Origin of the sequence: Streptomyces sp. HUAS TT7, from assembly GCF_051550175.1 — a bacterium.
In the GTDB taxonomy this organism is placed as follows: Bacteria; Actinomycetota; Actinomycetes; order Streptomycetales; family Streptomycetaceae; genus Streptomyces.
On the sequence record NZ_CP196175.1, the window covers coordinates 783,081 to 806,986 of the forward strand.

A 23,906-nucleotide genomic window follows, 5' to 3' on the forward strand; every position below is an offset into this window, starting at 1 on the left:
CATCACCCTCGGTGCGCAGTTGGCAAAGTTCCACGCACAGCGTCCCGCTCTGGTATGACGCATCGTACGACAGACCGATAACGTGCGGGATCTTCAACTCCCCTCTGCGGAACGGGCGATGCCATTTCCCGCTCTCCCGGGTTCCGCTTCCCGGCAACGGGCGGATGGATGACCGGGACGCCTCCGATGTGGGTTCGAAGGGCGGCCGCGGGGACGTCCGGGCGACGGGCACGCCATCGCTATCCGGCCACGCTGCCCAGCCACAGCACATCGCGTGCGCGGGTCATCGCGACGAACAGCCGGCTGCGGACCAGCTCGGCACGCTCCCGCGCCGTTTCGGCCATGTCCGCCGCACCGGTGTTGCCACCGGGCAGGAGGGTGTCGTACTGCGGCAGATACACGTGCTTGAACTCCAGACCCTTGGCCCTGCGGTACGAGCCGAGCTTGACCGCGTCCACCGGGTTGCCGTCGTAGTGCTCGAGCAGACACACCGGGATTTTGGCCTGGGTGAGCAGGCGCTGGTAGCGGTCGATGGTCCGCGCGGACGGGCACAGGACCGCGGCGTCGGCGAGCGCACCGGAGGGCAGGGCCGCCAGGGCGTCCAGAAGGGCTTGGTCGTGTTCGGCGAGGCTTGGCCTGGTGACTCGCACCACCTGGCCGTCGTGGTAGGTCAGGTCGACTTCGCGCCGGCCCGGTGTGCGCAGGCCGTCGATGTCCTCGAAGGCGTCGTCGGCGACGACTTCGAGCGCCGCCTCCAGGATCTGCTTGCTGTTGCGGTAGTTGGTGCGCAGCACCTGCCCCCGGTCGCCGCGGATGTCGATACCGGCATCGGACAGACGGAACCCGCCGGGATAGACGGCCTGTTGTCCGTCACCGACCAGAAGGAGTCCGTTGGGCGCGTCACCGACCAGGGTGTGCAGCAGACGCACCCCGACGAGGGTGAGGTCCTGCACCTCGTCCACGACGACGGCCGCGTACGGCGGGGTCGGAGCGCACCGCCGGGCCTCCGCCAGGGCGAGGGTGAGCACATCGTTGAAGTCGTGCACCCCGCTGTTGATGCGCAAGGACTCGTACGCCTCGTACAGGGCCCACACCGCTTGCCGGTGCGTCTCGCGCAGATTCGTCCGACGACGCCGCCGACGCACGGCCGCGTACTCCTCGAAGGTCGTGATTCCGCGCCCTTTGATGACGTAGTCGATCTCCTCCTGCCAGTAGTTCGACACCGGGTCGATCTCGGCCAGGCGGCTGTCGCGCCCGACGTGCATCCAGGCGCGGCTGAAGGCGGTCGTCGCCTTGTCTCCGTGCAGCCGGACCGGGACACCACGCCCGCGCAGGAACTCCTGGGCCCACGCGTGCAGGCTGCTGAAGTCCACCCGGTCCGCGACGGCGGGAGCCATGGTCTTCAGGAAGGTGCTCTGCACCCTGGGCAGGTTCTTGGCGAAGGTCACGTACAGGACCCGGCCGGTGGTGCGCCGGGCGAGGTGGGCGGTGCGATGCAGGGCGACGACGGTCTTGCCCGTGCCGGCGGGACCGCTGATGCGCGCGGGGCCCGCCCAATTGCGTCGCACCAGTGCGAGCTGCTCGGGGTCGAGGAAGGTCATCCACTGCTCGATGGGCGCCCGCAGCGCCTCGTCCAGGGCCGCGTCCCGCAGGCCTTCGAGGTCGAACAGGCCGTCGGATGCGACCTGTTGGGGCTGAGCCGGGGCCTCGGTCCGCCGGACCGTCGATCCCTCGTAGTCGGGGAAGACGCGCTCCAGGTGGTCGGCGATCGCGCGGACCGGTTCGGGGCGCATCCGGCGGCGCTCGGCCATCAGCGCCGGCCCCACCTCCCGCTCCCCCAGCACCCGGATCCTGCCGAGCCCGGCGTCGAGCTGCCTCCCCGCGAAGACCATGAGCGGCTGGACCGCCACCGGGGACAGGCCGAGGGAGGCGACCGCGCCCTCGGCCACCCTGGTCACGGCCAGCAGTTTGGCCGCGTGATCGTCGCGCGGCTCGCCTCCGGCACTGAGCCGGCCGCCCGAAGTCCGAGGCGGGGAACGCCAGTTCTTGACGTCGATGACGAAGACACCACCCGGTCCGACGAGGATCATGTCCACATTGGCGGCCCTCGTGCCCGGCCAGCGGCGGTCCACCAGTAATCGCCACCCGTACTCGGTGAGCATCAACAGCTGGGCGTGGACCCGCTGTTCACCCTCGCTGGCCGCTTCCCACCGGTATGCCTCCCGGCGGGCCGCCTGCCACTGCTCCCGGAGCAACCGCTCCTGCCGCCGCGCCTCCTGCGCCCGCCGCCCCGCCGATCCACCTGCTGCCATGCCCCGGCCCCCTCTTACACGGAGCAGTGATCATAAAACCGTGTGCGACTCCTACGGCAGGGGGCATCGACGTCATGTGCGCGCCGGGGTCATGTGCGCGCCGGGAGGTCGCGCGTCAACGCTGCTTGGGGAACGCGGCTCGCACGTGGGACCCGTTGACCACGAAAGCCGTCGCTCCCATGGTGAGGGCGCACACGACCTGCATCGCGACGAACCACCCCGGCAGGCCGCCGATGATGTCGACGACGACGATCGCGATCGGCACGACGACCGAGATGACTCGCACGCGCACATAGGCCCATCGCTTTCCCTGTGCGGCCACGGCGGTCAGCCAGTACGTCACCGCGGCGCTCGCCAGTACTCCGCCCGACCGGCCCCACATGAACGAGCTCACTGTGTGGCCGGTGAGTGCGCGGATGACGACGGTGAGCAGGACCACTGAGCTCAGCGCACCATAGACCGCGACGATCAACTTGGCCTTGCGGAAGGTGAGTTGGGTGCGGGGGTGGGCGATGTGGGCGGCGGCGGATGTGGTGTGGGTGGTGGTTTCCATGGTCTTCGGCTTCCTTCGTGATGTCTGTGTCCGGCTTCGTTTCGACGTTAGGGAGCGCGTCGATCCGCCGGTATGGGTCTGGGCGCCCGGGTGGGTGGGTCCAGCCCCACTAGTGGGCCGACCTGGGGCGTAGCGGGCTCCGAGCGGTGCAGAGTGGGGGTCACGAAGCCATGCCGACCTGATGGGTGCCGTACGGGAACTGCCGTACGGCGGCGGTCGGGTTGTGAGGGAGAAGGATGGTCATGCGTCAGCTGGGGACGTGGGTGGCAGGTGTCTGTGTGGGGTTCTGGCGAGCCTGCCTGGTGGTGGCGGCCACCATGGCGATCCCGGCTGTGTGGGCCGGCGCCATAGCGCTGGCGATCTGGTGGGGAGCGGCGAACCCCTGGTCGTGGCTCGCGCCGGTCGTGCTGGTGTGTGTGGGCACGCTCGGCCTGTCCCGCCCGGTCTGCCGGCTGGTCCGCCACCTCGTCGCGCGGTGGACCGGCACGGCCATCCCCTCCGGATACCGGCAGCCGGGGCCGGTGACACGACTGTCCACCGGGTACTGGTGGAACGGCTTCAGTTACGAGCGGACCAGCCGCGATGCCGTTATGGACCAGAAGATGCGGCTGCGGTGGAGCGACCCGGCCAACTGGCGCGACCTGCGGTTCACGGCGATCGTGGCGGTCAGCGCGGGCGTGGTGGCGGCCGTACCCCTGGCCGGGGTGGTCGCGGCGGTCCTCGGATTCGGCGGGTCGGGGCTCGCCCCGCACCTCGTCGGGGTGCTCGGCGTGGTCGTGGCCCTCGCCACCGCCCCGTACGCCTGGCGGCCCGTCGAGCCCGTGGCCGTACGGTTTCTTCGGGCGTCGGCGGCGATGGCCCTTGCCGACCGGGTGGACGAGCTGACCGCTCAGCGGGCGGACACCACGGTCGCACAGGCCGCCGAGATCCGGCGGATCGAGCGGGATCTGCACGACGGGGCGCAGGCGCGCCTGGTCGCGCTCGGCCTCTCGCTGGCCACCGCCGAGAAGCTGATGGACACCGACCCCGACCGGGCAAGGGCGCTGATGCGCGAGGCCCGGGTCGGCGCCGCCACGTCCCTGACCGAGCTGCGCGAACTGGTCCGGGGCATCAACCCGCCCGTCCTGAACGAGCGCGGCCTCATCGATGCCGTACGCGCCTTCGCCCTGGACAGCCCGCTGGAAGTGGCGGTCGACGCCGACGTCGAGCTGCGCCTGGACCCGCCGGTCGAGTCCGCCCTGTACTTCGGCATCGCCGAGCTGGTGACCAACGCGGTCAAGCACGCCCGGGCGAGCCGGGGCAGGATCTCCATCGCCGTGGACGGCACCGTCATCGTCGTGGAGGTCGAGGACGACGGCCGGGGCGGGGCCGACGTACGCGCCGACGGCGGACTCGCGGGGCTGCGCCGCCGGATCGCGGTCTTCGACGGCACCCTGGAGATCACCAGTCCTGCGGGCGGGCCGACGCGGGTGAGGATGATGGTGCCATGCGAATCGTTGTAGCCGAAGATCTCTACCTGCTGCGCGACGGAATGGTCCGTCTCATCGAGGCGTACGGACATGAGGTGGTGGCGACGGCCGCCACCGGGCCCGAGACGCTCGACGCCCTCCTGGAGTGGCGGCCGGACGTGGCCGTCGTCGATGTGCGCATGCCACCGGGCCAGTCGGACGAGGGCCTGCGCGCGGCTCTCGCCGCCCGCCGCGAAGTGCCTGCCCTGCCGGTCCTGATCCTCTCCCAGCATGTGGAACAGCTCTACGCCCGCGAGTTGCTGGCCGACGGTACCGGCGGCATCGGCTACTTCCTCAAGGAGAGCGTGTTCGACGCGGACCAGTTCATCGACGCGCTGGAACGCGTCGCCGCCGGCGGGACCGCCATGGATCCTGCCGTCATCGCCAAGCTGCTCTCCAGCGGCTCCTCGAACCGGCTGCTCGAAGGGCTCACCGAACGCGAGCACTCCGTCCTCGGCCTGATGGCCGAAGGCCTTTCCAATCAGGCCATCGGCCGGCGGCTCTTCCTCAGCGAGAGCGCGATCAGCAAGTACACGACGTCGATGTTCGGCAAGCTCGGCATCACGGACGACGACAGCAACAACCGTCGTGTCCTCGCCGTTCTCACCTATCTCAACAACCCGTGACCTCGGCCGTCGGATCCTGAATCGCCGGGCAGCGTGGTCATGGTGAGCGTGCCGGCGGGCTGTCCCGCGAGTGCTCCCTCTATGGAGTCGCGCCACACAGGTCCGGCGAGGGTGCCGCCAAAGGCCTGGCCGACGGTTTCGCCGCCGATGCTCTGGCCGTCGAGGTCCCGCGGGCTCCTGGTGTCGCTGACGACGGCGGCGCCGGCCAGTTCGGGGGTGTATCCGGCGAACCACACCTGCTTGCTCTCGTCGGTGGTGCCGGTCTTGCCCGCGCTGTCGCGATCGGTGAGCCCGGCGGGCTTGCCGGTGCCGTCCTGGACGACGCCCAGGAGCATGGTGGTCACGGTGTCGGCGGTCTCCGTGGACATCACCTGATGGCAATTGGCCTGCGGCACCTGGACGTTGGACCCGTCCGGCTTGGTCACCGAGGTGATGGCGACCGGGGTGCAGTAGGTGCCGTGGTCGGCGAACGTGGCGTACACGTTGGCCATCTCCAGCGGGGTCAGGTCGTTGCTGCCCAGGGTGAGCGAGGGGACCACCTGCAGCTTGGTGCCGCCGGCCTGCTGCGTGATGCCGAGCGCGTTGGCCATCTTCGACACGTCGCACAGCCCGGTGTCGGCCTCCAGCTGGGCGAAGTAGGTGTTGACGGACTGTGCCATGGCGGCCGGCATGGAGAACGGTCCGGTCAGGGACGTGCTGTCGTTGTGAACCTCGCCGTTCTCCGGATAGGTGTTGCCCGAGCAGTCGGACATGGCGGGCCAGGGCATGGAGTACGGCGCGGGGTACGACTGGTCCGGGGTCGTGCCCTTCTCCAGGGCGGCGGCCGCCACGATCGGCTTGAACGTGGAGCCGGTCGGGAAGCCCAGGCCGCCGCCCATGTCCGTACCGACGTTGAGGTTGATCTCCGTCTGGTTCGCGCCGAGGCCGTAGTCGCGGCTCTGCCCCATCGCGACGATCTTGCCGGTGCCGGGCTGGACGAGGCTCATCACGGCGGCCGCGTCGTCCGTGGTGTACGCGTGCGAGGTGACCGACTGCTGCACGGCCTTCTGCGCCTTGGGCGACAGCGTCGTATGAATCTGCAGACCGCCCCTGCGCCACAGCGCCTGCCGCTCGGTGGAGGTCTTGCCGAACGCCGGATCGGTGACGACGACGTGGTGTACGTAGTCGCAGAAGAAGCCCTCGCCCTGCTGGGCGGTGATGCAGCCCTGGCGCGGCTTGCTGATCCGGAGCTTGATCGGCGTGCTGATCGCCTGCTGTGCCTGGGCGGCGGTGATCGAACCGTACTGGGCCATCTTGGTCAGGACGGTGTCGCGGCGCTGCTTGGCCAGGCGGGCGTTGGTGACCGGGTCGTACATGGACGGCGACTGGACGATTCCGGCAAGCAGGGCCGCCTGGGGCAGCGAGAGGTCCTTGGCGTGCACGCTGAAGTAGCGCTCGGCGGCGGCCTCGACGCCGTACGCCTGCTCGCCGAAGAAGGTGATGTTCAGGTAGTTGGTGAGGATCTGGTCCTTGGGCAGGGTCTGCTCCAGCTCGATCGCGTAGCGCAGCTCCTGGATCTTGCGGCCGAGGGTCTGGCGCTGGGCTTCGAGGACCGCCTTCTGGTCGCTGCCCGCCTGCTCGACGAATACGTTCTTCACATACTGCTGGGTGAGGGTGGAGCCGCCCTGGGCCACACTGCCGCTGGCCGCGTTCTTGTTCAGGGCGCGCAGTACGCCTTGCAGGTCGACGGCTCCGTGCTGGTAGAACCGGTTGTCCTCGATGTCGACCAGCGCCTTGCGCATGACCGGGACGATCTGGTCACCGGGTATGACGGTGCGGTCGCGGTCGTAGACCGTGGCGATGAGGCCGCCGTCGGCGTCGTAGATCTGGGACGCCTGGGACAGCGGAGGCGTTTTGAACACGTCGGGCAGACTGTTGAAACTCTCCGCGGCGTTCTTCGCGCCCAGGCCGAGCATGCCCACCGCGGGCAGCACGATCCCGGCGGCCATCGCGCCCGCCAGAACACTCACCCCGAGGAACCGCAGAGTGCGGACGAGCAGGGATCCGGGCGGGCGGGAGCGCATGGAGGACATACGGGGAAACATACGCAGCCGACCTATGAATCATGTCAAATAATCCTCTATGAACGGTAATTCCGGCTGCGTGGGTCTGAGGCCGCCCGCAACGGCGTTCCTCAGGGGCAAGATCTGATCATTTCGGCCGGTGGCCGGGCGGCTCGCGCCGGGTCGGACGGGGCCGTGAACTGGGAGACCCGGTCGTCGACCGGTACCGGGGAGCGCGGGACGGAACGCCGGGTGGGGTCGGGGCTGCCGATGTAGAGCCAGCCGATGAGCCGCTCGTGGGGTGCGATCTCCAGCAGGCTTCGGGTGCCGTCGGAGTCGACGGAGGAGCCGGTGCGCCACATGCTGCCGAAGCCCCTGTCGTGCAGGAGCAGCATCAATGAGTTCACCATCGCGCTGCTCGCGGCGAGCTGCTCCCAGTCCGGCACGCGGTGGTTGCGCCGGGGCGCGAAGACCAGGGTCGCGAGGAGCGGGGCGCGCAAGGGCTTCCGCCCCTCGCGCCGGACGGCCTCCGCGTCGGTGGCGCCGGACGCGAAGGCCTCGCCCAGCGCCGTCCGGCTGTCACCGCGTACCAGGATCCACCGCCAAGGGCGGAGATGGCCATGATCGGGAGCGGTCGCCGCCCAGCCGAGCAGTTCGGTGAACTCCTTGTCGCTGGGGGCGGGTTCGATCAGCCGGTGCGCACTGCGGCGCGTGCGGATGGCGGCCTCCAACTCCATCAGCGGACGCTCCTCTTCTCGGTGGGCCGCATCGGCACTCCCCTCGCCGTAGGGCGCCCGGCACCATGTCCTTTGTCCCCCTGTCCCCATGCGGGGGTGTCCCCCACGTGGGGTCGCGCCATGTGGAGGTCCACCATGTGGGGGCGTGCCGTATGGCCTCGAACCATGTGGGGCGCCATCATGCGGGATGGCCACATAGAGCACCACACACCGTGTGCGAGCGCCCCATGGGCTCCCGCACCATGTGCCGCCGCCCTCACCCACACCGTGGCGGCAGCCAGAACGAGCGCACCCCGCGTACTGCCGCGAGGCGGTCGCGGGCCATGCTGGTCGCGGCCGCGGCGGTGCTGATGTTCAGGTGCTTCGCCCGGGTGAAGATCTCGACAAGCCGTTCCGGGATGAGTTCGGCGCGCTGCCGCACCCGGTTCATGTCGTGGCCCGCGGGATGCAGTTCGTCGACCACCTGGATCAGACCGAGCGCGTTGATCACGAAGTCCGGCGCGTAGAGGATGCCGCGTGCCGCGAGCCGTTCCGCGATCGTGGGCGCGACGAGCTGGTTGTTGGCGCCGCCCGCGACGACGCGGCAGCGCAGCTTGTCCACGAGGTCGGCGTCGATGACGTTGCCGATCGCGTTCGGGCTGAGGACGTCGGCGTCGAGCAGGTAGAGCTTCTCGCGGCTGACGACTTCGGCCCCACAGGCCTCGGCCACCCGCTCGGCCTTCTCCTGGTCGATGTCGGCCACGGTCAGCCGTGCGCCGCCGTCGGCGAGATGGGCCGCGAGCCGCCCGCCCACCTTCCCGACACCGTCGATGGCGATGTGGCGGCCCGCAACGCTGTCGCTGCCGTCGAGGTGGTTCAGGCACGCGCGGATGCCGAGGTTCACTCCGTACGCCGTCATCGCGCCGGATTCGCCGGAGCCGCCCTCCTCGACGTCCAGGCCGCGGATCCACCGGGACTCCTTGCTCATGATCCTGAGGTCGGCGGTGGTGATGCCCATGTCGCAGGCCGCGATGAACCGTCCCGACAGGCTCTCGACCACCTGGCCGAAAGCACGCAGCAGCGTTTCGGACTTCTCCACGCCCGGGCCGCCGAATATGACGGCTTTCCCGCCCCCGATATCCAGTCCCGCGCAGGCCGCCTTGTACGTCATCGCGCGGGAAAGGCGTAACGCGTCGCCGACCGCCTGGTCGTCATCCGCGTACGGAAGAAAACGCACCCCGCCGAGTGCGGGGCCCAGCAAGGTCGAATGGATGGCTATGACACAGCGCAGCCCGCCGGGCCCGGAGCTGAACAGAACCTGCTCGTGGCCGTCCATTTCGTTGAACACACTCATAACCCACCCCAGGATTGTGTCCGGTGACAGCCGGGCCGGCGGCCCGCACGGAGGCGCGAACCGCCGGCCCGTCCGGCAGAGAATTATTCGGCCGGCTGCAATCCGGACGAGAGCAGAGCCGCGTCCAGGACGTCCCACAGCGCGCACAGCGATTCGAGGAAGTCCTCGACGCCCTGCTCTATTTGCTCACTGTTCGACGCGTCCATGACGGTCGAGACGGCACGGATCACATTCGCTTCGTGCTGCTGCTCGGCACCGGCGTCACCCCAGTGCTCCGCCATGTAATGCATTTCCGGCTCGTCGAGATCCGTCTTGTAGTGACCGGAGTCGATCAGGGCGCGCTTCTCGCCGGGGATCAGGGACTGATTGGAGATGATCTCCAGCGCGAGCGCGGTGCCGAGGTTGCGGACGGTGGTCTTGGCATCGGTGGCGAACCGGCGCCGGAACACGTCGATCGCGGCCTTCGCCTGCGCCGTCAGACCGGTCTCGCGGTCGTACCCGGGAAGGCTTGCGAGCAGCCGGTCCGAGGAGGTCTTGAGCCACGCCTCGACGTGCTCGGTGTCGTAGACGTCGTCGAAGACCTGGGAGCCGGTGCGGTTCACGATGTGGCCGGCCATGGTCGCGAGTTCGGGGCCGTGGCCGGACTCGCTGTCGACGATCTCTTCTATGAGGACTGCCTGCTCGTCCCAGCCGAGCCCGCGCAGCGCGGTCGGGAACTCGCCGCCGGGGCGGGTGGAGGCGCAGAACGACTGGACCTGGTGGAAGAGCGCGCCCGAGACTTCGGCGGACGGGGGCCCCGCGGCCCAGTGGTCGTAGAGCGGGTGCGCGAAGACGCGGTGCGTCTTGATCCGGTCGATCAGCATGTCGGTCGTCGTCATCGATTCCTACTCCGGTGAGGTGGCTGGGGGTTCCGAGGGAAGCGGATCGTTCCGGGGAGGGTGGGTCGGTGTCGCTCAGGCGAACTGGAGCTGCGAGGGGTCCACCTTGGGGACGGAGAAGCCGATCTTCTCGATGTGCTGGGCGATCGCGGTCTTGTAGAGCTCGCGCAGTTCGCCGTTGTCGTGCTTGCGCAGGCCCCACCGGACGGCGAGCCGCCCGCGCCGGGAGTCGGGCCGCCCGAACATGTCGAGCGCCATCGGATAGAACCGGTCCAGGGCCCGCTGGGCCCGGTCGCGGGACTGCCCTCCGGCGTCGTACGCCTCCTGCATGAGGCGCTTGCCGTAACCGAAGTGCCGGGCCTCCTCCTTGAGGATCGCGTCGGCCTCGACGCGCAGGGGCGCGTACGTGCTCGTGGTCATTTCCTTGATCTGGAAATGCCCTTCGAGCTCGCAGAGGAAGCTGAACGCGGCACGCTCTTCCCAGACGGTGAATTGCGTCGTCATGCTCTCGGCGGGGAAGTAACGCCGGTCCGCCACGGCCTGGTTCACCATGTGGGAGGTGTCGATGCCGAGCGGGGTGAGCAGTTTCGCGAAGCGCCGGAAGTGGTCCACTTCCTCCATGCCGAACTTGAGGCACATATAGCGCTCGTCGGCGTTGGGAGCGAGCGGATAGAACGAGTCTACGTAGGTGTCACCGGCACTCAGCTCGCCCTCACCATTGGCGAGCATCTGATGGGTCAGCACCTCCCGGTATTCCTCCGGGAGTTCACCGACACTCTCCAGGCTCACATTCTCCGAATAGACAGTCGCCATACGAATCTCCTCCGGTAGCCGAGGAAATTGAGCCTATCCGGCCGGTTCGCGCCGTCGGTAGTCCACGATGGACCCATCCCGTCCCGGAACCATGGGGGTAACCCGGTGGCTCTTTGGGGGTACTCCGGAGGTACTTTTTCGATCCCGTGGGCCGCACGCACAACCCCCTGCACCACACGTTGAACTCATGCGGCGCAGGGGGCTTGAGGGCATGCTGCCAGGGGCGCGGGGAGCTGAGCGACAAGCCACGGCGAAACCCGCACCCGAACTACAAGACGCGGAAGCCTCAAACCCCATTCCGCGCCGGAGGCCGGATGTACGTAAGCGTGTGATGGGACACAAGCTTCCCCGCCGTGTCGGTCGTCTCGGCCGTCCCGTACACGATCAACCGCCCGGGACGGACGATCGTCGACTCGCAGACCAGATCCGTACGGGCCGGCCCGAGAAAGCTGGTCGTCATCTGCTGGGTCACAGAGGGGTCGTCCTCGCCGAACAGCGACATGATCGCGATCCAGCAGGTCACGTCGGCGAGCGTCATCGCGCACCCGCCCTGGAGTACGCCCCCCGGGCGGAACAGTTCGGGGCGCTGCGGGAGCGAGACTCTGGCTCGCCCTTCCTTGACGGCTTCGACCCTGAATCCCCACCAGGGTCCGAAGGGGCTGTTATCGAGAACGGCCTGCGCTGCATCGACATCCATCATCGAAGAAACATAGCATCGTTCGGTATGTCGCCACGCAGAACCAACGCGGAACGAACCGAGACCACCCGCGCCCAACTGACCCGTGCAGCAAGGGAGTTGTTCAGCGAGCGCGGATACGCCTCGACGACCATCGCGGAGATCTCGGAGCGCGCCGGGCTCACGACGGGTGCGCTGTACCACCACTGGGCCGGCAAGGAGGCGCTGCTCGTGGATGTCGTGCACGACATCCACCGCGAACTCGCCGTACGCATCCGGTCCCGGGGACGCGTCGAGGACGAACCTGTTGCTCACCTCCTGCACTCAGGAAGGGAGTTCCTGGCATTCTGTGCCGATCCGGCCGTCGCCCGGCTGCTCCTGCTGGACGCTCCCGCGGTGCTGGGCTACGAGCGATGGCGGCAGATCGACGAACAGTGGTGGCTGTCGACGACGACCCGGCTGGTGGAGCGGGCGCGCGCCACGACGGCCGGAGCCGGCCTCGGCGTCGAGGGCACCGGCGCAGGCGCCGAGAGCTCTCGTCGGCTCGCGCTCGCCCTCCTGGGCGCGCTGACGTACCTCGGGCACGAGGTGGCGATGAAGGGCAGGCCGACGGTCGCCGGCGCGGGCCGGACCTACGAGGTGCTGCTCAAGTCCCTCTTCCCCTGACCGGACGTACGACCGATGGCACATGACTCACGCCATCGGGCCGAGCCGGGAAACCAGCAGCGCCGCTTCCACACGGCTTGAGGCCGATAACTTGATCATGACGCGGTGGACGTGCTTCTTGACGGTGTTCTCGGCGATATGGAGAGAGGATCCGATCTGTTTGTTCGTCATGCCGTCGGCGAGCAGCCGCAGTACGTCGTTCTCGCGTGAGGTGAGATTCGACATCGCCCCCGAGGTCGAAGACATCGGGCACCCTTCACCGATATCGGAAAGCCGTTCTCTCGGAAGCAGATAGGCGGCACAGCCGCGGCCGACCAACGCGATCACGCTGGCGAATTCCTCCTGCAGAATCTCCAGGTCCATGAATCCGGCGACCCTGGCCCGTAACGCGTCCTGGATCGTGACGGCGGAGTCGTGGCACCACAGGACGATGATCGATACGTGCGCGCCGATCAGCCGGACAAGGTGACGAAGACTGTCACCCGTCAGTTTACGCAGGTTGAGCAGGACGATATCGGGCTTTCCGCAGTCGACGGCGGCCAGAACGCCGGCCACGTCCTGCGCCACGCCGACCACGTCGAGTCCGGGGGCCTCTCTGCTCATGGCCACAAGACCGGATCGGGTCACGACCTGGTCGTCGGCGATCAGCACCTGGATCTGAGCCATGTACGGCGTCCCCTTCCCCCGTGCGACCGTCTGCGGGCCTCTGTGGAGGCCGGGCGCCAGTGCGGCCACAAGATCGAATAAGGCCTGAATTCCGGGCCGCCATTGAGCCGTGTGTGTCATGGCCCCATGGGAAAAACGGTGATGAGGGCGAACCTCTGTACCAGGAGGCTCAAGTGCGGGTTGTCCGACTTGCCGCCCCTACTGAGGTATGGCTTTGTCCGAATCCCGTGACACAGGGTCGCTCCAGCTCCACTGTGACCGGCGGGGGAAATCAGCCATGCGCGCGAACATCTCATGTACACCCAAGGCGTACTCCCTCGGCCCGGTGTCGGGCTCACGGCGAGCGTACCTCACGGTCACTCCCATGGGGAGATCTGAATGAAATCTTCCGGATGGGACTATTGGCCGCGGCCCAACTCGCCCGAACCAGCCATTCTTTGCGAAATCAATCAGCCATTCGGGATCTGCGAGAACCCTCCGTCCGCGCACGGAAAATCGGCCATAAACAGAGTTCGGGGCTGCTGACCGGCCCCCGTCCGGCGGGTGATTGACTGCACCGCATGGATCTCGCATCAGGGTTCGGAGTGCCGTCGGGGCCCCACCTCTCCCCCACGGCTTGGGGCGCACCCCCGATCGACGTCGAACTGAGCGCGGCTCTGGGGAAGTTGAAGGCCGATCCGTTCACCCCGGAGAACCTTGCGGCTCGGCAGGAGCGGGATGCGACGGCTCGGCCCCGGCCGACCTTGAAGGACCTGCGAGCCGACGGCCGCTTCGAAGTGGAGGAGTTGCGGGTGCCGTCGGGCGGGCGGGACGTCACGCTGGTGAGCGCTCGGCCCGCCGGAGTCGACGGCCCGTTGCCGCTGCTCTTCTACCTGCACGGCGGCGGAATGATCATGGGTAACGCCTGGTCCGTACTCCCTCGCCTGCTGCGCGAGTTGGCCCTCCCACTGGAGTTGGCCGTCATCTCGGTCGAGTACCCGCTGGCGCCGCAGACGCGGCATCCCGGCCCGATCGAGGCCTGCTACTCCGGTCTCGTGTGGGCGGCCGCGCACGCGTCCGGACTGGGCATCGACGGAGCCCGCATCATCGTCGGAGGCAAGAGTGCCGGCGGCGGCCTCGCGGCGGCTCTCGCTCTGCTCGCCCGCGACCGGGGCGGGCCGGTACCTCTCGGTCAGCTGCTCCTGTCCCCGATGCTCGACGACCGCAACAACACCTGCTCCAGCCATCAGATGGCGGGCGTCGACACCTGGGACAGAATCTCCAACTCCACTGCATGGAAAGCCCTGTTGGGGGATCAGTACGGCGCCGAGGACGTGTCCCCCTACGCGGCGCCGGCTCGCGCCACGGATCTGTCCGCGCTGCCCCCGGCATACATCGAGGTCGGGTCGGCCGAGACGTTCCGGGACGAGGACGTGGCCTACGCAAACGCGCTCTGGCGGGCCGGCGGCCGGGCCGAACTGCACGTGTGGCCGGGCGCCTGCCATGGCTTCGACACGTACGCACCGCGGGCGACCCTCAGCCAGGATGCCCGGGACGCGCGTACGCGCTGGCTCCGTCGCATCCTCCAACAGTCCACCATGAGCGACCGCCCTGGGTCTCCGCCATCTGAGGGAGGCGGATCCCGGGTGGGGCGGAGAGCATCAGAACCTCGTTAGGGACGGGCAAGTCCTCTTGAGCCACCGCCCGGGGGCCAGTTGGATGGAGGCATGAACAGCGGTCTGCGGCACGACGACCGGCCACCGAATCCGGTGTAGCCCGGTACTGCGCGCTGTTCCCATGCCGGCTCACCGAGCCGTGCTTCCCTGACGCCGTACGTCGTCGCCGGTCCCACGCCGCGACGGCGTACGCGCGCTCTCACTCCCGCATGTCCGGCCGCGCCAGGGGCGCAGCCTTATCATGCCATCACTTGGGATTTCACATGCCTTCCACATCGCTTTCCGGCCGCACCGTCCTGGTCACCGGAGCCACCGCGGGGATCGGTTTCGAGACCGTCCGCAGGCTCGCCCAGCAGGGTGCGACGGTTCTCGTCCACGGCCGCACCGCCGAAGAGGCCCAGGCCGCCGTCGACGCGCTCATTGCCACGACCGCCGACATCGAGACATCCCAACTCTGCGCACTGGCAGCCGACTTCACCCGCCTCGACGAGGTCGAGGCCATGGCCCACCGGGCCATCGGGACCCACCCGCACCTCGACGTCCTCGTCAACAACGCGGGCATGGCCGCCCCCGAGCGGCACACCATCACGGCCGACGGCAACGAGGTCGCCTTCCAGGTCAACTTCCTCGCCCACTACCTGCTCACCTGCCTGCTGGAACCGGCGCTCACCAGCGACCCCGGGGGCCGTGTCGTCAACGTGTCGTCGTCGCTGCACCGCACCGGCAACATCCAGTGGAGCGACCCCAACCGGGTCCGCCGCTACTCCCGACTCGCCGCCTACGCCCAGTCGCAGCTCGCACTGACCGTCTTCGCGGCCGACCCGCGAGTCACCGCCGTCTCCGTCCACCCCGGCGTCTGCGACACGGCCCTGCTCCCGCTGTACGCGCACGAGGGTGCCACCCCCGCCGAGGGCGCCGCGTACGTGGCGCGCCTGTGCGACCCGGCCGTCGAGATCGTCAACGGCGCCTACTACGACCGCGACCAGCGCGTCGACCCGGCGCCCGCCGCCACGGAGAACCGCTCCCTGCAGCGCCTCAACAAACTCGCCGCCCAGCTCACCGGCCACACCGCCTGAAGAACACCACCACCCGCCACAACGGCACCAGCTGAAGGAGCACCACCGCATGTCGAAGCGCGCCCGCAAGAAGAGGGACCGCCGCAAGAAGAAGGCCAACCACGGCAGCAAGGCGTCCTGCTAGCCGCACCGAATGCCCTGAGGGGCGGACTGCTCCGGCGGGCAGTCCGCCCCTTCGTGATTCCGGGTGAGAGTCAGTCAATTACCAGCAGATCCAGGGACGTTGCTGTTTGCCCGACCTCAGCGGAACTCCGCGAGGCGCGGGCGAAGTCCCAGCACGAGGAGCAGGGCCGCCAGGAGGAGGGCGCCGGCGGCGATGGGGGTCTGGACGCTGATGGTGTGGCGGCCGGTGGTGATGGCCTGGTCGTGGCGGGAGGCGTTGATGGAGGTCACCTGGTCCAGGGCCTTCATCCATGCCCCGAAGTGGGCGTTGGAGGTGTCGGAGCCCCAGCCGATGCAGAAGACCGTGGCTTCCTGGAGCTTGCCCTCGGCGATGAGTTGGCGGAAGGTGCGGTCGTCCTTCTGGTAGACGGCGTATGCCTCGACGGTCTTCTCGGCGGCCTCCCGCTCGCCGGGGAAGGTGATGTTGTCGAGCTCGCGCCGGTACTCGCCGGTGAACTGCTCGTCGCTGTGGTCGTGTTGGTACGCGGCCCAGGTCTCGTCCAGTCGCGTGTCGTAGGTGGACAGGCTCGTGCCTGCGATCCCGTACAGCTGCTGCGACTTGTCGAGGAAGGACTTCTCGTACGTGTCCCGGCGCGTCTCGTCAAGGAGGAACCGGCTTTCGTCGGCGTTGGCGTCGTAGCCGACGGCTTTCGAGCGGGACAGCGCCACCACCGAGTCGAACGAGTCGTGCCGGGCGATCTTCAACTGGTCGCCGGAAGCGGCAAGGAGCTGTCCCGCACAGGCCACGGCCACCAGCGCGCACAAGGTGGCGGCGAGCAGCGCCGGGTTGAGGATGCGGCCGAAGCGGCGGGCGAGGTGGCGTTGCAGCGCGACAAGGACGGCGAGCAGCAGGCCGCCGAGCACCGCTTCGGCGACGAGCTGGGTGGTGAGGTCGGAGCGGGCCGATGTGTACTCGCTGTCGTACACGGCATTGTTGGCGTCGACCAGGGTGCGGGCCTGGGGCAGGAGACGCTGGGAGAGCAGGTCGGTGGCGCGGCGGTAGTCGGCGCGGGCCGGCTCCTTGCCGCCGGGGTGGTCGTCGTTCTCCAGGGCGCGGCCGATGAGTTCCTGGTACTGGGCGAAGTCGTCGGTGAGCGCGACGACGGTGTCCTCGGTGGCCTTGTCGCCCTCGGCGGCGGCACCCAGGGTGCGCAGGGAGCTGCTGATGGTTTCCTGCGCGCCTTTGTAGATGCGGTTGGCGTTGGCGTACGACTCCTCCAGGCGGCCCTTGCCGGTGCCCGAATCGCCGCTGGAGAGCAGGATGTTGGCGGCCTGGGCGTCCATGTCGTTGAGCGCCAGGTTCAGCCGGGTCGCGGCCACCGTGCGGGGCGCGTCCCGATGCTGGATCGCATCCCAGGTCGTGGAGAGCCCGGTGGCGGTGACCGCCAGGAGTGCGAGCAGTGCGGCGCCCAGCAGTAAGCAGACGGTGCGGGCGAGCCGCAGCCGACTTGGCGTGGTGCCCCAGTAGCGCTCGACGGCGTACCGCCGAAGGCGGACGAGCCGGGCGACGGCGATGGTAGACCGTCGCCTCGGCCGTCCTTGTCCCGGACCCCCTCTGGCCTGGGACGACGGGATCCCCCCGTGACGAACGGCCGACGCGGGGTCTGGTTCGGCAGTCGTTGTCGGGGCCCCCGCTCCCTGACGCTGCCCGGCACCGGCGGTAATCGCCACTCGCCCTCCAACCTCGCGCCACGGGCCGCTCGTACGAACCCGTGCAGAGATCAGCATGGGGTCCAAGAGTTCGATTGATCGCTTGCGTTGACAGTCCCCTGACGCCCAACAGCCCCTCATTGACGCACCCTTGACGGCGACGAGTTCCAGCCGCGCCAAGAGGGGGCTCAACTCTCCTTGCCCGCGCCCGTTCCCGCGTCCGCCAGCGCCGCACCCACCTGATCGGCCATGGTCACGGCCACCAGACGGACCCGCGGCGGTACGACGCCGGTGCGCCCCGGCCGCAGCATGAACCGGCCGTAGTAGTGCCCGTTGCCGAACACGCGCAGATCGGTCCCGCCCTGCGGCCGGCCGCGCCGCTCCAGGCTCCAGCGGCCGCGCGCCATGGTGACCTCGCTGCGGCGGATGGCCGAGGAGCGCGCCGTCCTCGAAACGGCAGCCGTCCAGTACGAGCACGTCGGTGAGCTCGGCCCGGACGTGGTCGACGACGGTCTCGGCGGACCCGCTGCGCCGGGCGAGCTGTGCCGTCTCGTGGAGGCGGGCGGCGTGGCCGGTGTCGGTGATGGCGACGGCGACGGCGACGGCCTTCAGACGGCGGGCCCGGGCAGCCGGCTGCGACACGGCGAGGAGCAGTACGGCGGTGGTGATGTCGTCCCCGCCGGAGATCGTGAACCGTTCGTACGGCCTGGTCAGGAAGAAGTCGAACCAGTCGGCCAACCAGAACATCGGAGTCGCGAACATCGCGACAACTCAGGCTGCCCCCCCCAGAGCGGCCGACCGGAAGGCTATCCGGGCAGGCGTGCTGCGGCGGACTTCCGTGGTCGGCGCGGCGGTCTCCTGAGTACTGCTGGTCACGCTGGATCTCCCCCTGTCAGATCCACGCGCCCTAACCGGCTGACCTGCGCGGAACGCACGCTCGGCGGTCCTCCCCGGGCGACCTCAAGGTTCCGTCAAGACAGAAGGAGCCTCATCGGCCCCGGAAAGGCACGGGAGGATCCGGGAAGGCGGAGCACCGGTCGTGGTGGCGGTGGCTGCCAACGGGCACCGGGGCGCTGGCCGCGCTCTCGTCGGCTGGTGGGGCAGTACTACACGTTCTTCAGGGCCGTGTTCGGGATCGTCGCCATCCCGACGGGACACATCGGACGCGTCTGGGGCAAGCGCCTGGGAGGCCGGGACCGCGGCCTCGCCATGCTGGCCATCGTGACCGGGTGGCTGCTGCTCCTGTGCGCACTGCTGATCGTGGTGACGTACGGCGGGCTGACGGCTCTGTTCGCGCGGCGAGCTGAAGGCGCCTTAAGGGGCGCGGGGCTGTGACATGGTGCGGCTGCCCCGCGTGGGCGCGGCCAGCCTCCCTCGGCCCAGAGTGTGCGGGCGCTCGTGGCACTCGACGTACGCCACCACGACATCGGTGCCGCGATCCGCCCAGCGCCGGGCCTCGTCCGGCATCCGGTACGTCTTGCCCCCCGGGATACACCTTCAGCCGACCCACCTGCCCCGGCGGAACATCCCCTCCGGACAGGGCCTCTCGACCGACTCCCTGATGGAAGCGTGGATTCAACGTCGAGGCAGGGCGCAGGCAGGGGTGCCGCCCGGCATGCGTTCGCGGTTGTTGGCGACGAGCCGGTAGACGCCGTGGGCGACCCAGCGCAGCGGGGGCAGGGTGAGCAGCGCGCCGAGGACGCGCCATCGGCTGCCCGCGCTCATCAGCAGCCTGGCGACGGCCTGCGTGCCCCCGCGCACGGCGCCGCTCGGGGTGACCCACAACAGCTCGTACCCGGCCCGCTGTTGTGTGATGCCCAGGGAGTCCAGGTCCGCGAACTGCCACGGAGTGGTCTCACACCGGGGCGCGAGGCGCCGTTCAGCGAAGGACACGGAGGAAGTGCAGAACGCGCAGTCTCCGTCGTAGACGAGCACAGATCGAGTTCGCATGCCTTTATCATGCCGCGCCGCTCGGCCGGGACCCGGCTCACCCCCCGAACCCCATTATCTCCCAACTGACAGCCATCTAAGGCGAGTTGACCCATTTCATCCCATACACGCAAATAATCAGCATAAATGCCGGTTATGATCCCCGGCGTTGATATCGGGTCGGGTAGCGCTTGCCTCCCCCTGTCCGCGAAATCCCGGCCGGCAAGGCCGACGCCTCCACGAAGGGAATCCGCCATGGAAACTCCGCACGCCAGCAGACGCAGCGTCCTCTCCGTTCTCGCCGCCGCATCGGCCGCCCCACTGCTGTCCGCCTCCTGGGGTGCCGGAGTCGCCCGGGCCGCCGCGAACGGCGACACCTACCGCTCCAGCACCGACCTCTACACCCGGCTGCCCAACGGTGAGGGCACCGACTACGCGCGTCGGTACAAGCGGCACGCGATGTCCGACAACAGCACGGCACAGAAGTACTCCTACAACCGCACGATGGTCATGGCCATGCATGGTGGCGCTATCGAGGTGGGAACGTCCGACCTGTGTCTGGGCGTCGCCGGTTACCACCCCGCCACCCTGGCTGCCACGCCGGCCGACGGGCCCGCCTACGACTACTGGATGTTCGAGGCCATCCGGCCGTCGAACAACTCCGAACTGCACGTCACGGCGAAGCACTGCAACGACCATGTCGCCCTGTCCATGGCGGCGAGCAACTTCAACGCCCTGAGCCTGCACGGCTGCACGGCCGCCACCGCCGGCGCCCCCGCCGGGCGGCCCGAGGCGGTCGTCGTCGGCGGCCGCAACGCGACCTTCAAGCGGTACCTCACCGAGGAGTTGACCGGCGCGGGATTCCAGACCATCGACGGGGCATCCAATCCGGCGCTCGACGGCGAGAGCCCCGACAACATCTGCAACCGCACCATGCTCGGCAAGGGCGGCCAGCTTGAGCTGACGACAGAGCTGCGCAAGAGCATGTTCGGGACCTTCACCCGGACCGGATGCGCCGCCAGCACCAATCAGATCTTCTGGTCCTTCACCGCGGCCTGCCGCGCCGCGATCGCCAGGCTGGAGGCCGGGCCGGACCAGGTCATCCTGTAGCGCGTCAGGCGCTGCCGCCCACCCCCGACGGGCTCACCGCTCCCCCGCCAGATCCAGCTCTCCCACGGAAACCGGCGTGACAGCCGGGCTCTTGGAGGTGCGCCACAGGTGGGCGAGGGGCGCGGACAGCGGCTGCCATCAAGGCGTTACGGGCAGCCGCCCCGCGGGCTCGAAGGGCTCGCCGGGGCGGGGGAAGGCAGCGGACTGCTCGGCTCCTCGGCGGCGTCCTTCGTCCACTCGCCGGGCTCGGCCCAGGCGTGCGGGGCGAGGTTTAAGGTGCCCCAGTGGATCGGCATGATCACGCCGTGCGGAGTGCCGCCCTGGAGGTCGAGGTGGGCGCGCAGGCCCTCGGCGGGAGTCATGTGGATGTCGGGCCAGAACCACACGCTGTCTCGCCGATGCGAGCGCGTTCAACAGTCGCATTCGCGACTCGCTGCGTCAGCGATCCAATCCCGTACGGATAGCCGGATCCGGGATCAGTAAGATAAGTCGAATCCCCATTTCCGGTAACCCCCTCCCCGTGACAGTCCCCTGGGACACCATCGAGAAGTCCGGCGGATGGGCCACGAACAACAACGCCTCCTTCGCATTCCCTGCCTCCGGCTACTAACGTCACCGCGTCATTCACAGCCATTTCGCCCGCCTCGCCAGAAGTAGGCGATACCCGCCTGGGTTTCACGGCCTGGTGCAGCACCGTCGACAGCGAACGCACCGAGTGGTTCCGCTCGGGCAACAACACAGCAGTGGCAAGCATCCCTCTGACCTGCACTCTCCGAGGCATCGCCTACGCAGGGAAAGACCAGCGGCTCTCGTTCACCGTCGAGACGCGCACGGCCAGCGCCCGGCCCTGGACCACTCCGCAGACCCAGCCCAACACACCAGCCCTCAGCATGTTCTCCGCCGTCCCCATTGCGCCCGGCGTGCCGAGCGCGCACAACCGCGCTGCTACGCAGGACGTTCACATGCGGACCCTGAGTGCAAACAAAAGGCGCGCGCCAAGCGGAGCACAGCTCGCCCAGCGCGCGCCTATGTGACGCTCTGTCAATCTTGCATCAGATGCTCAGCCATGTGGCCACGGGCGGCACCGGGGCCCGTTTCAACTCAGTTGCCATCGAAGACGATCAAACTCAGGTGCGCCCCGCCAAGGGTGGTGCAGCGGCCTCGGCTGAAGTAGTGATGGCCTCCCGAGATGTCCTGCACGTATCCCGTGTAGCTGACCGAGCACACCTCATCGGCTTCCCTGATGTCCATCCAGCCTTGGTTGGAGCTTGTATTGCCGTCCCAGACGTAGCAGTAGTGGCCGCTGTCGCGGTTGTAATCAACCCTGACGACGGACGACAGGTTGCACGTGGAGTTCACGACCGTGGCGCTGGCCGGGGTCGCAGTGACGAAGCCAACGGTGGTAAGGCCGGCCGCCATGGCTCCGGCTGCCAGCTTTCGGGCGAGTTTCATATGGACTCCCTGACTCCGTTACCCGCCTCTGCGGGTAGGCCTCGGACATACAACCATCACCATGCACATGCCAACAAGACTGCAATAGGCGCACGCCCAAAGGACGTTGATCCGTCGACGCTGCGGCCACGTCGGCAACAGCAGCTCCATCCGAGCCCACGGCTCATCGTCCACGGCCCACGACTTGTTGCTCACGGCATCACGAACGGTCGAATCGTCACATCGGCCACTCCTCACCAGCAACGATCACCAAGATCGTGTTACGAGCCATGAGGCACGACCATTCCCGAAGGAAACGACGCGATCGCGACCATCACCGCGCGCGATATCTATCTGGAACTCAGAACACTGTCCATCGAAGTACAGAGGATCGGGCAAACTATGGACACCAACGCCAACCGGCTGGACGACCACGAGACACGCGTCCGTGGCATCGAGATGTGGCTACGCCATCTCCACATCGGTCGTCACCTCGACCGCATCCGTGCTCGTCGCACTGGTTCAAATCGCGCGCAGCTAACCCAATCTCTCCACATGACGGCCCGCTAGGGCCTTTTTCATACCCCCGAACAGAGGAACCCACGCGCTTGTCCATCGCTCAGAACGTCATCCATATCGCCAAGGCCGAGGAGCAAGGCCTGCCCCCGCAAGTCCAACTACGTGTACGGCTACGGCATCCCGGACTTCCCGGAGGGTGTCGTCCTGGCCGACCCGTCTTGGAAGGGCCGCAAGGGAGTCGTCCACTTCGGCCAGGAGGCGAGCGAGGCCGACATCCCGAACGGCGGCGGAACACCTAGCGGGTACGCCGCATTTCCCGGGCTTAACTGGTTCCACGACGCTCCGCGCTCCGCGCTGATCACGGCCATGGGCAAGCGCCTGGTCGCCGAAGGCTGCTCCGCCTGCTCCGATGGCCCGGGACCGCAGTGGACTGACGCGGACCGACGCTCGTACGCCCAGTGGCAGCGCAAGCGTGGCTTCACCGGATCGGATGCCGACGGATGGCCGGGCCGCTCGACCTGGGACGCCCTGAAGGTCCCTGCGGCCTGACCTCCCCCCCTACCGTCCCGCCAACGAAGGATCTCCTTGCAGTTCATCAAGCAGCACCCTGCCCGCATCTACGCCGTCCTGGTCGCGGCTCTCGCCCTGGTCGTGCACTACGTGCCAGAGCTTCCGTCCGCGCTGATCCTCGGTCTCGCGGCGGCGGTGCTCGGTACCGGTGAGGCAGTGCAGCGGACCGAGAACACCAAGACCGCCACGGCCGGACTGGAAACCGCACCCACCGAGTGACACCAGCTCGTTCTTGCACCACAGAAGCCCCCAAGGCACGCCATTGCGGCGCGTCTTGGGGGCCTTTCTGTGTTTACCGATCAGCCACGGCAGCCACTGCAGCCGCTCTAAGGCGCTCTCCTGCTAACGCCCCTTCGGACTCGTTCCCAAGGAGATTCACGCGCACCTGGTGTTCGGCGTCGTCATCTACCTACTGGTCGTACTCGTCCGTGATCCACTTAGGCAGGCTTCTGCGCTCATTTGTCCAGGGCGCTGTTGTTGCAGCCCATGCTCGAACCCAGGTGGGTGTTCTGCGCACCCGCGTTGCCCTCGCCGTTCAGGAGGTTGCCGCCCAGGCCGTTGAGAATGCCGACCTGACCGAGGACGTCGACGTTCAGGTCGTGCGACTTACAGTTGCTGCTCTGCCCGATGCCGAAGCGGTCGCCGCCGTCGTGCGCCTGGGCCGTGCCAGAGGCCAGCATTCCGAGGCTACCGAGAGCGGCAACCAGGACGGCGGCCTTGTGAAGCTTGTTCATGTGATCTCCGTTGGAGTGACTGGATGCGACCTGTGATAGATCGATTCCCTACAACCACGGAACTTAATACGCAATACCTACAAACCGCCCAATAACGCGCCGAGTGTCGCCATACCGCCGAGGAAGCACCCTGAAGGCGTAACGCCCTCCGATTATCATACGAGGTCATCCACTGCCACGACAAAGGGCGCGACCATCCCATTGAATGACCGCGCCCCTATCGAGGCCGACTATTCGGTTAGTGGTTGTTGTCGTACGGC

The 23,906-nt window shown here is 68.2% G+C and carries 25 protein-coding genes and 2 pseudogenes; 11 read left to right on the forward strand and 16 right to left on the reverse strand.

The annotated features are described in order from the left end of the window. Window positions 1-239: 239 nt before the first annotated feature. Window positions 240-2,312, reverse strand: a complete 2,073-nt coding sequence (locus ACSHXC_RS03740) for a UvrD-helicase domain-containing protein (protein ID WP_438290146.1) — start codon at window positions 2,310-2,312, stop codon at window positions 240-242. 115 nt (window positions 2,313-2,427) lie between these two features. After that, on the reverse strand, window positions 2,428-2,865 hold the full coding sequence (locus ACSHXC_RS03745; protein ID WP_438290147.1) for a hypothetical protein: 438 nt from the start codon (window positions 2,863-2,865) through the stop codon (window positions 2,428-2,430). A gap of 242 nt (window positions 2,866-3,107) precedes the next feature. Here ACSHXC_RS03745 and ACSHXC_RS03750 point away from each other — a divergent pair, with 242 nt between their 5' ends. Both ACSHXC_RS03750 and ACSHXC_RS03755 read left to right on the forward strand, forming a co-directional pair. After that, window positions 3,108-4,367: a sensor histidine kinase gene (locus ACSHXC_RS03750; RefSeq protein WP_438290148.1), complete on the forward strand. Its 1,260-nt coding sequence runs from the start codon at window positions 3,108-3,110 to the stop codon at window positions 4,365-4,367. After that, a complete protein-coding gene (locus tag ACSHXC_RS03755; protein ID WP_438290149.1) occupies window positions 4,352-4,999 on the forward strand; it encodes a response regulator transcription factor in 648 nt (215 codons plus the stop codon). The genes ACSHXC_RS03750 and ACSHXC_RS03755 overlap by 16 nt, the downstream gene beginning before the upstream one ends. Here the strand turns inward: ACSHXC_RS03755 and ACSHXC_RS03760 are convergent. From ACSHXC_RS03760 to ACSHXC_RS03785, 6 genes are all read right to left on the reverse strand, one after another. Next, entirely contained in the window at window positions 4,981-7,071 is a 2,091-nt protein-coding gene (locus ACSHXC_RS03760) for a transglycosylase domain-containing protein (protein ID WP_438290150.1), read from the reverse strand. The two genes, ACSHXC_RS03755 and ACSHXC_RS03760, sit on opposite strands and share 19 nt — an antisense overlap. A 101-nt stretch (window positions 7,072-7,172) precedes the next feature. Beyond that, window positions 7,173-7,778, reverse strand: coding sequence for a nitroreductase family protein (locus tag ACSHXC_RS03765; RefSeq protein ID WP_438290151.1), 606 nt, complete (start codon window positions 7,776-7,778; stop codon window positions 7,173-7,175). A 256-nt stretch (window positions 7,779-8,034) separates the two neighbouring features. Beyond that, the gene (locus ACSHXC_RS03770; RefSeq protein WP_438290152.1) at window positions 8,035-9,111 is read right to left on the reverse strand and encodes a Leu/Phe/Val dehydrogenase; all 1,077 of its coding nucleotides are present in this window, start codon (window positions 9,109-9,111) and stop codon (window positions 8,035-8,037) included. 83 nt (window positions 9,112-9,194) lie between these two features. Then, the gene (locus ACSHXC_RS03775; protein ID WP_438290153.1) at window positions 9,195-9,989 is read right to left on the reverse strand and encodes a hypothetical protein; all 795 of its coding nucleotides are present in this window, start codon (window positions 9,987-9,989) and stop codon (window positions 9,195-9,197) included. 75 nt (window positions 9,990-10,064) lie between these two features. Then, entirely contained in the window at window positions 10,065-10,802 is a 738-nt protein-coding gene (locus tag ACSHXC_RS03780; RefSeq protein ID WP_189966712.1) for a Phenylacetic acid catabolic protein, read from the reverse strand. Window positions 10,803-11,088: 286 nt separating this feature from the next. Further along, the gene (locus tag ACSHXC_RS03785; RefSeq protein WP_438290154.1) at window positions 11,089-11,502 is read right to left on the reverse strand and encodes a PaaI family thioesterase; all 414 of its coding nucleotides are present in this window, start codon (window positions 11,500-11,502) and stop codon (window positions 11,089-11,091) included. Between the two features lie 24 nt (window positions 11,503-11,526). Between ACSHXC_RS03785 and ACSHXC_RS03790 the strand changes: the two genes are divergently transcribed. Next, window positions 11,527-12,144 (forward strand): TetR family transcriptional regulator, encoded by a 618-nt coding sequence (locus tag ACSHXC_RS03790; protein ID WP_438290155.1) that lies wholly within the window; start codon window positions 11,527-11,529, stop codon window positions 12,142-12,144. Between the two features lie 27 nt (window positions 12,145-12,171). Here ACSHXC_RS03790 and ACSHXC_RS03795 read toward each other — a convergent pair whose 3' ends face one another. Next, a complete protein-coding gene (locus tag ACSHXC_RS03795; protein WP_438290156.1) occupies window positions 12,172-12,810 on the reverse strand; it encodes a response regulator transcription factor in 639 nt (212 codons plus the stop codon). Between the two features lie 560 nt (window positions 12,811-13,370). Between ACSHXC_RS03795 and ACSHXC_RS03800 the strand changes: the two genes are divergently transcribed. From ACSHXC_RS03800 to ACSHXC_RS03810, 3 genes are all read left to right on the forward strand, one after another. Next, a complete protein-coding gene (locus ACSHXC_RS03800) occupies window positions 13,371-14,465 on the forward strand; it encodes an alpha/beta hydrolase (protein WP_438290157.1) in 1,095 nt (364 codons plus the stop codon). A gap of 263 nt (window positions 14,466-14,728) precedes the next feature. Beyond that, window positions 14,729-15,541: an SDR family NAD(P)-dependent oxidoreductase gene (locus ACSHXC_RS03805; protein WP_438290158.1), complete on the forward strand. Its 813-nt coding sequence runs from the start codon at window positions 14,729-14,731 to the stop codon at window positions 15,539-15,541. Window positions 15,542-15,590: 49 nt separating this feature from the next. After that, window positions 15,591-15,665 (forward strand): 50S ribosomal protein bL37, encoded by a 75-nt coding sequence (locus ACSHXC_RS03810; RefSeq protein WP_373300991.1) that lies wholly within the window; start codon window positions 15,591-15,593, stop codon window positions 15,663-15,665. A 116-nt stretch (window positions 15,666-15,781) separates the two neighbouring features. On the opposite strand, the gene ACSHXC_RS03815 is transcribed toward ACSHXC_RS03810, so the two are convergent. Together ACSHXC_RS03815 and ACSHXC_RS03820 are read right to left on the reverse strand one after the other, a co-directional pair. Next, entirely contained in the window at window positions 15,782-17,374 is a 1,593-nt protein-coding gene (locus tag ACSHXC_RS03815; RefSeq protein ID WP_438290159.1) for a hypothetical protein, read from the reverse strand. A 167-nt stretch (window positions 17,375-17,541) separates the two neighbouring features. Then, the gene (locus tag ACSHXC_RS03820; protein WP_438290160.1) at window positions 17,542-17,760 is read right to left on the reverse strand and encodes a hypothetical protein; all 219 of its coding nucleotides are present in this window, start codon (window positions 17,758-17,760) and stop codon (window positions 17,542-17,544) included. Between the two features lie 74 nt (window positions 17,761-17,834). On the opposite strand from ACSHXC_RS03820, the gene ACSHXC_RS03825 reads away from it, so the two are divergent. Further along, entirely contained in the window at window positions 17,835-18,215 is a 381-nt protein-coding gene (locus ACSHXC_RS03825) for a hypothetical protein (RefSeq protein ID WP_438290161.1), read from the forward strand. Between the two features lie 233 nt (window positions 18,216-18,448). Then, complete coding sequence (locus ACSHXC_RS03830) at window positions 18,449-18,688, forward strand: hypothetical protein (protein WP_438290162.1); 240 nt, start codon at window positions 18,449-18,451, stop codon at window positions 18,686-18,688. Here ACSHXC_RS03830 and ACSHXC_RS03835 read toward each other — a convergent pair. Next, entirely contained in the window at window positions 18,668-18,820 is a 153-nt protein-coding gene (locus tag ACSHXC_RS03835; RefSeq protein WP_438290163.1) for a hypothetical protein, read from the reverse strand. The genes ACSHXC_RS03830 and ACSHXC_RS03835 overlap by 21 nt on opposite strands. A 108-nt stretch (window positions 18,821-18,928) precedes the next feature. Next, window positions 18,929-19,303, reverse strand: coding sequence for a thiol-disulfide oxidoreductase DCC family protein (locus tag ACSHXC_RS03840; protein WP_438290164.1), 375 nt, complete (start codon window positions 19,301-19,303; stop codon window positions 18,929-18,931). A gap of 234 nt (window positions 19,304-19,537) precedes the next feature. On the opposite strand from ACSHXC_RS03840, the gene ACSHXC_RS03845 reads away from it, so the two are divergent. Beyond that, complete coding sequence (locus tag ACSHXC_RS03845; protein ID WP_438290165.1) at window positions 19,538-20,392, forward strand: poly-gamma-glutamate hydrolase family protein; 855 nt, start codon at window positions 19,538-19,540, stop codon at window positions 20,390-20,392. Window positions 20,393-20,425: 33 nt separating this feature from the next. Here ACSHXC_RS03845 and ACSHXC_RS03850 read toward each other — a convergent pair. Both ACSHXC_RS03850 and ACSHXC_RS03855 read right to left on the reverse strand, forming a co-directional pair. Then, window positions 20,426-20,772: pseudogene (locus ACSHXC_RS03850) on the reverse strand (MBL fold metallo-hydrolase); the annotation flags it as partial. Window positions 20,773-21,493: 721 nt separating this feature from the next. Next, window positions 21,494-21,844 carry a hypothetical protein gene (locus ACSHXC_RS03855; protein ID WP_438290166.1) on the reverse strand — a complete coding sequence of 117 codons (351 nt, stop codon included), beginning with the start codon at window positions 21,842-21,844 and terminating at the stop codon, window positions 21,494-21,496. Between the two features lie 801 nt (window positions 21,845-22,645). Here ACSHXC_RS03855 and ACSHXC_RS03860 point away from each other — a divergent pair. Both ACSHXC_RS03860 and ACSHXC_RS03865 read left to right on the forward strand, forming a co-directional pair. Continuing rightward, a pseudogene (locus tag ACSHXC_RS03860) lies at window positions 22,646-22,891 on the forward strand (peptidoglycan-binding protein); the annotation flags it as partial. A 36-nt stretch (window positions 22,892-22,927) separates the two neighbouring features. After that, the gene (locus tag ACSHXC_RS03865) at window positions 22,928-23,131 is read left to right on the forward strand and encodes a hypothetical protein (RefSeq protein WP_438290167.1); all 204 of its coding nucleotides are present in this window, start codon (window positions 22,928-22,930) and stop codon (window positions 23,129-23,131) included. Window positions 23,132-23,367: 236 nt separating this feature from the next. Here the strand turns inward: ACSHXC_RS03865 and ACSHXC_RS03870 are convergent, their stop codons facing one another. After that, window positions 23,368-23,646 (reverse strand): hypothetical protein, encoded by a 279-nt coding sequence (locus ACSHXC_RS03870; protein ID WP_438290168.1) that lies wholly within the window; start codon window positions 23,644-23,646, stop codon window positions 23,368-23,370. Window positions 23,647-23,906 lie beyond the last annotated feature (260 nt).

Bases quoted from the DNA above. Each gene is read 5' to 3' on its own strand.
- ACSHXC_RS03790 (WP_438290155.1), top strand. From the start codon at position 11,527: ATGTCGCCACGCAGAACCAACGCGGAACGAACCGAGACCACCCGCGCC.
- ACSHXC_RS03745 (WP_438290147.1), bottom strand. From the start codon at position 2,865: ATGGAAACCACCACCCACACCACATCCGCCGCCGCCCACATCGCCCAC.
- ACSHXC_RS03855 (WP_438290166.1), bottom strand. From the start codon at position 21,844: ATGAAACTCGCCCGAAAGCTGGCAGCCGGAGCCATGGCGGCCGGCCTT.
- ACSHXC_RS03870 (WP_438290168.1), bottom strand. From the start codon at position 23,646: ATGAACAAGCTTCACAAGGCCGCCGTCCTGGTTGCCGCTCTCGGTAGC.
- ACSHXC_RS03775 (WP_438290153.1), bottom strand. From the start codon at position 9,989: ATGACGACGACCGACATGCTGATCGACCGGATCAAGACGCACCGCGTC.
- ACSHXC_RS03750 (WP_438290148.1), top strand. From the start codon at position 3,108: ATGCGTCAGCTGGGGACGTGGGTGGCAGGTGTCTGTGTGGGGTTCTGG.
- ACSHXC_RS03835 (WP_438290163.1), bottom strand. From the start codon at position 18,820: ATGCCGGACGAGGCCCGGCGCTGGGCGGATCGCGGCACCGATGTCGTG.
- ACSHXC_RS03800 (WP_438290157.1), top strand. From the start codon at position 13,371: ATGGATCTCGCATCAGGGTTCGGAGTGCCGTCGGGGCCCCACCTCTCC.
- ACSHXC_RS03740 (WP_438290146.1), bottom strand. From the start codon at position 2,312: ATGGCAGCAGGTGGATCGGCGGGGCGGCGGGCGCAGGAGGCGCGGCGG.
- ACSHXC_RS03820 (WP_438290160.1), bottom strand. From the start codon at position 17,760: ATGGCGCGCGGCCGCTGGAGCCTGGAGCGGCGCGGCCGGCCGCAGGGC.
- ACSHXC_RS03785 (WP_438290154.1), bottom strand. From the start codon at position 11,502: ATGATGGATGTCGATGCAGCGCAGGCCGTTCTCGATAACAGCCCCTTC.
- ACSHXC_RS03770 (WP_438290152.1), bottom strand. From the start codon at position 9,111: ATGAGTGTGTTCAACGAAATGGACGGCCACGAGCAGGTTCTGTTCAGC.
- ACSHXC_RS03845 (WP_438290165.1), top strand. From the start codon at position 19,538: ATGGAAACTCCGCACGCCAGCAGACGCAGCGTCCTCTCCGTTCTCGCC.
- ACSHXC_RS03780 (WP_189966712.1), bottom strand. From the start codon at position 10,802: ATGGCGACTGTCTATTCGGAGAATGTGAGCCTGGAGAGTGTCGGTGAA.
- ACSHXC_RS03765 (WP_438290151.1), bottom strand. From the start codon at position 7,778: ATGGAGTTGGAGGCCGCCATCCGCACGCGCCGCAGTGCGCACCGGCTG.
- ACSHXC_RS03840 (WP_438290164.1), bottom strand. From the start codon at position 19,303: ATGCGAACTCGATCTGTGCTCGTCTACGACGGAGACTGCGCGTTCTGC.
- ACSHXC_RS03760 (WP_438290150.1), bottom strand. From the start codon at position 7,071: ATGTCCTCCATGCGCTCCCGCCCGCCCGGATCCCTGCTCGTCCGCACT.
- ACSHXC_RS03795 (WP_438290156.1), bottom strand. From the start codon at position 12,810: ATGGCTCAGATCCAGGTGCTGATCGCCGACGACCAGGTCGTGACCCGA.
- ACSHXC_RS03755 (WP_438290149.1), top strand. From the start codon at position 4,352: ATGCGAATCGTTGTAGCCGAAGATCTCTACCTGCTGCGCGACGGAATG.
- ACSHXC_RS03805 (WP_438290158.1), top strand. From the start codon at position 14,729: ATGCCTTCCACATCGCTTTCCGGCCGCACCGTCCTGGTCACCGGAGCC.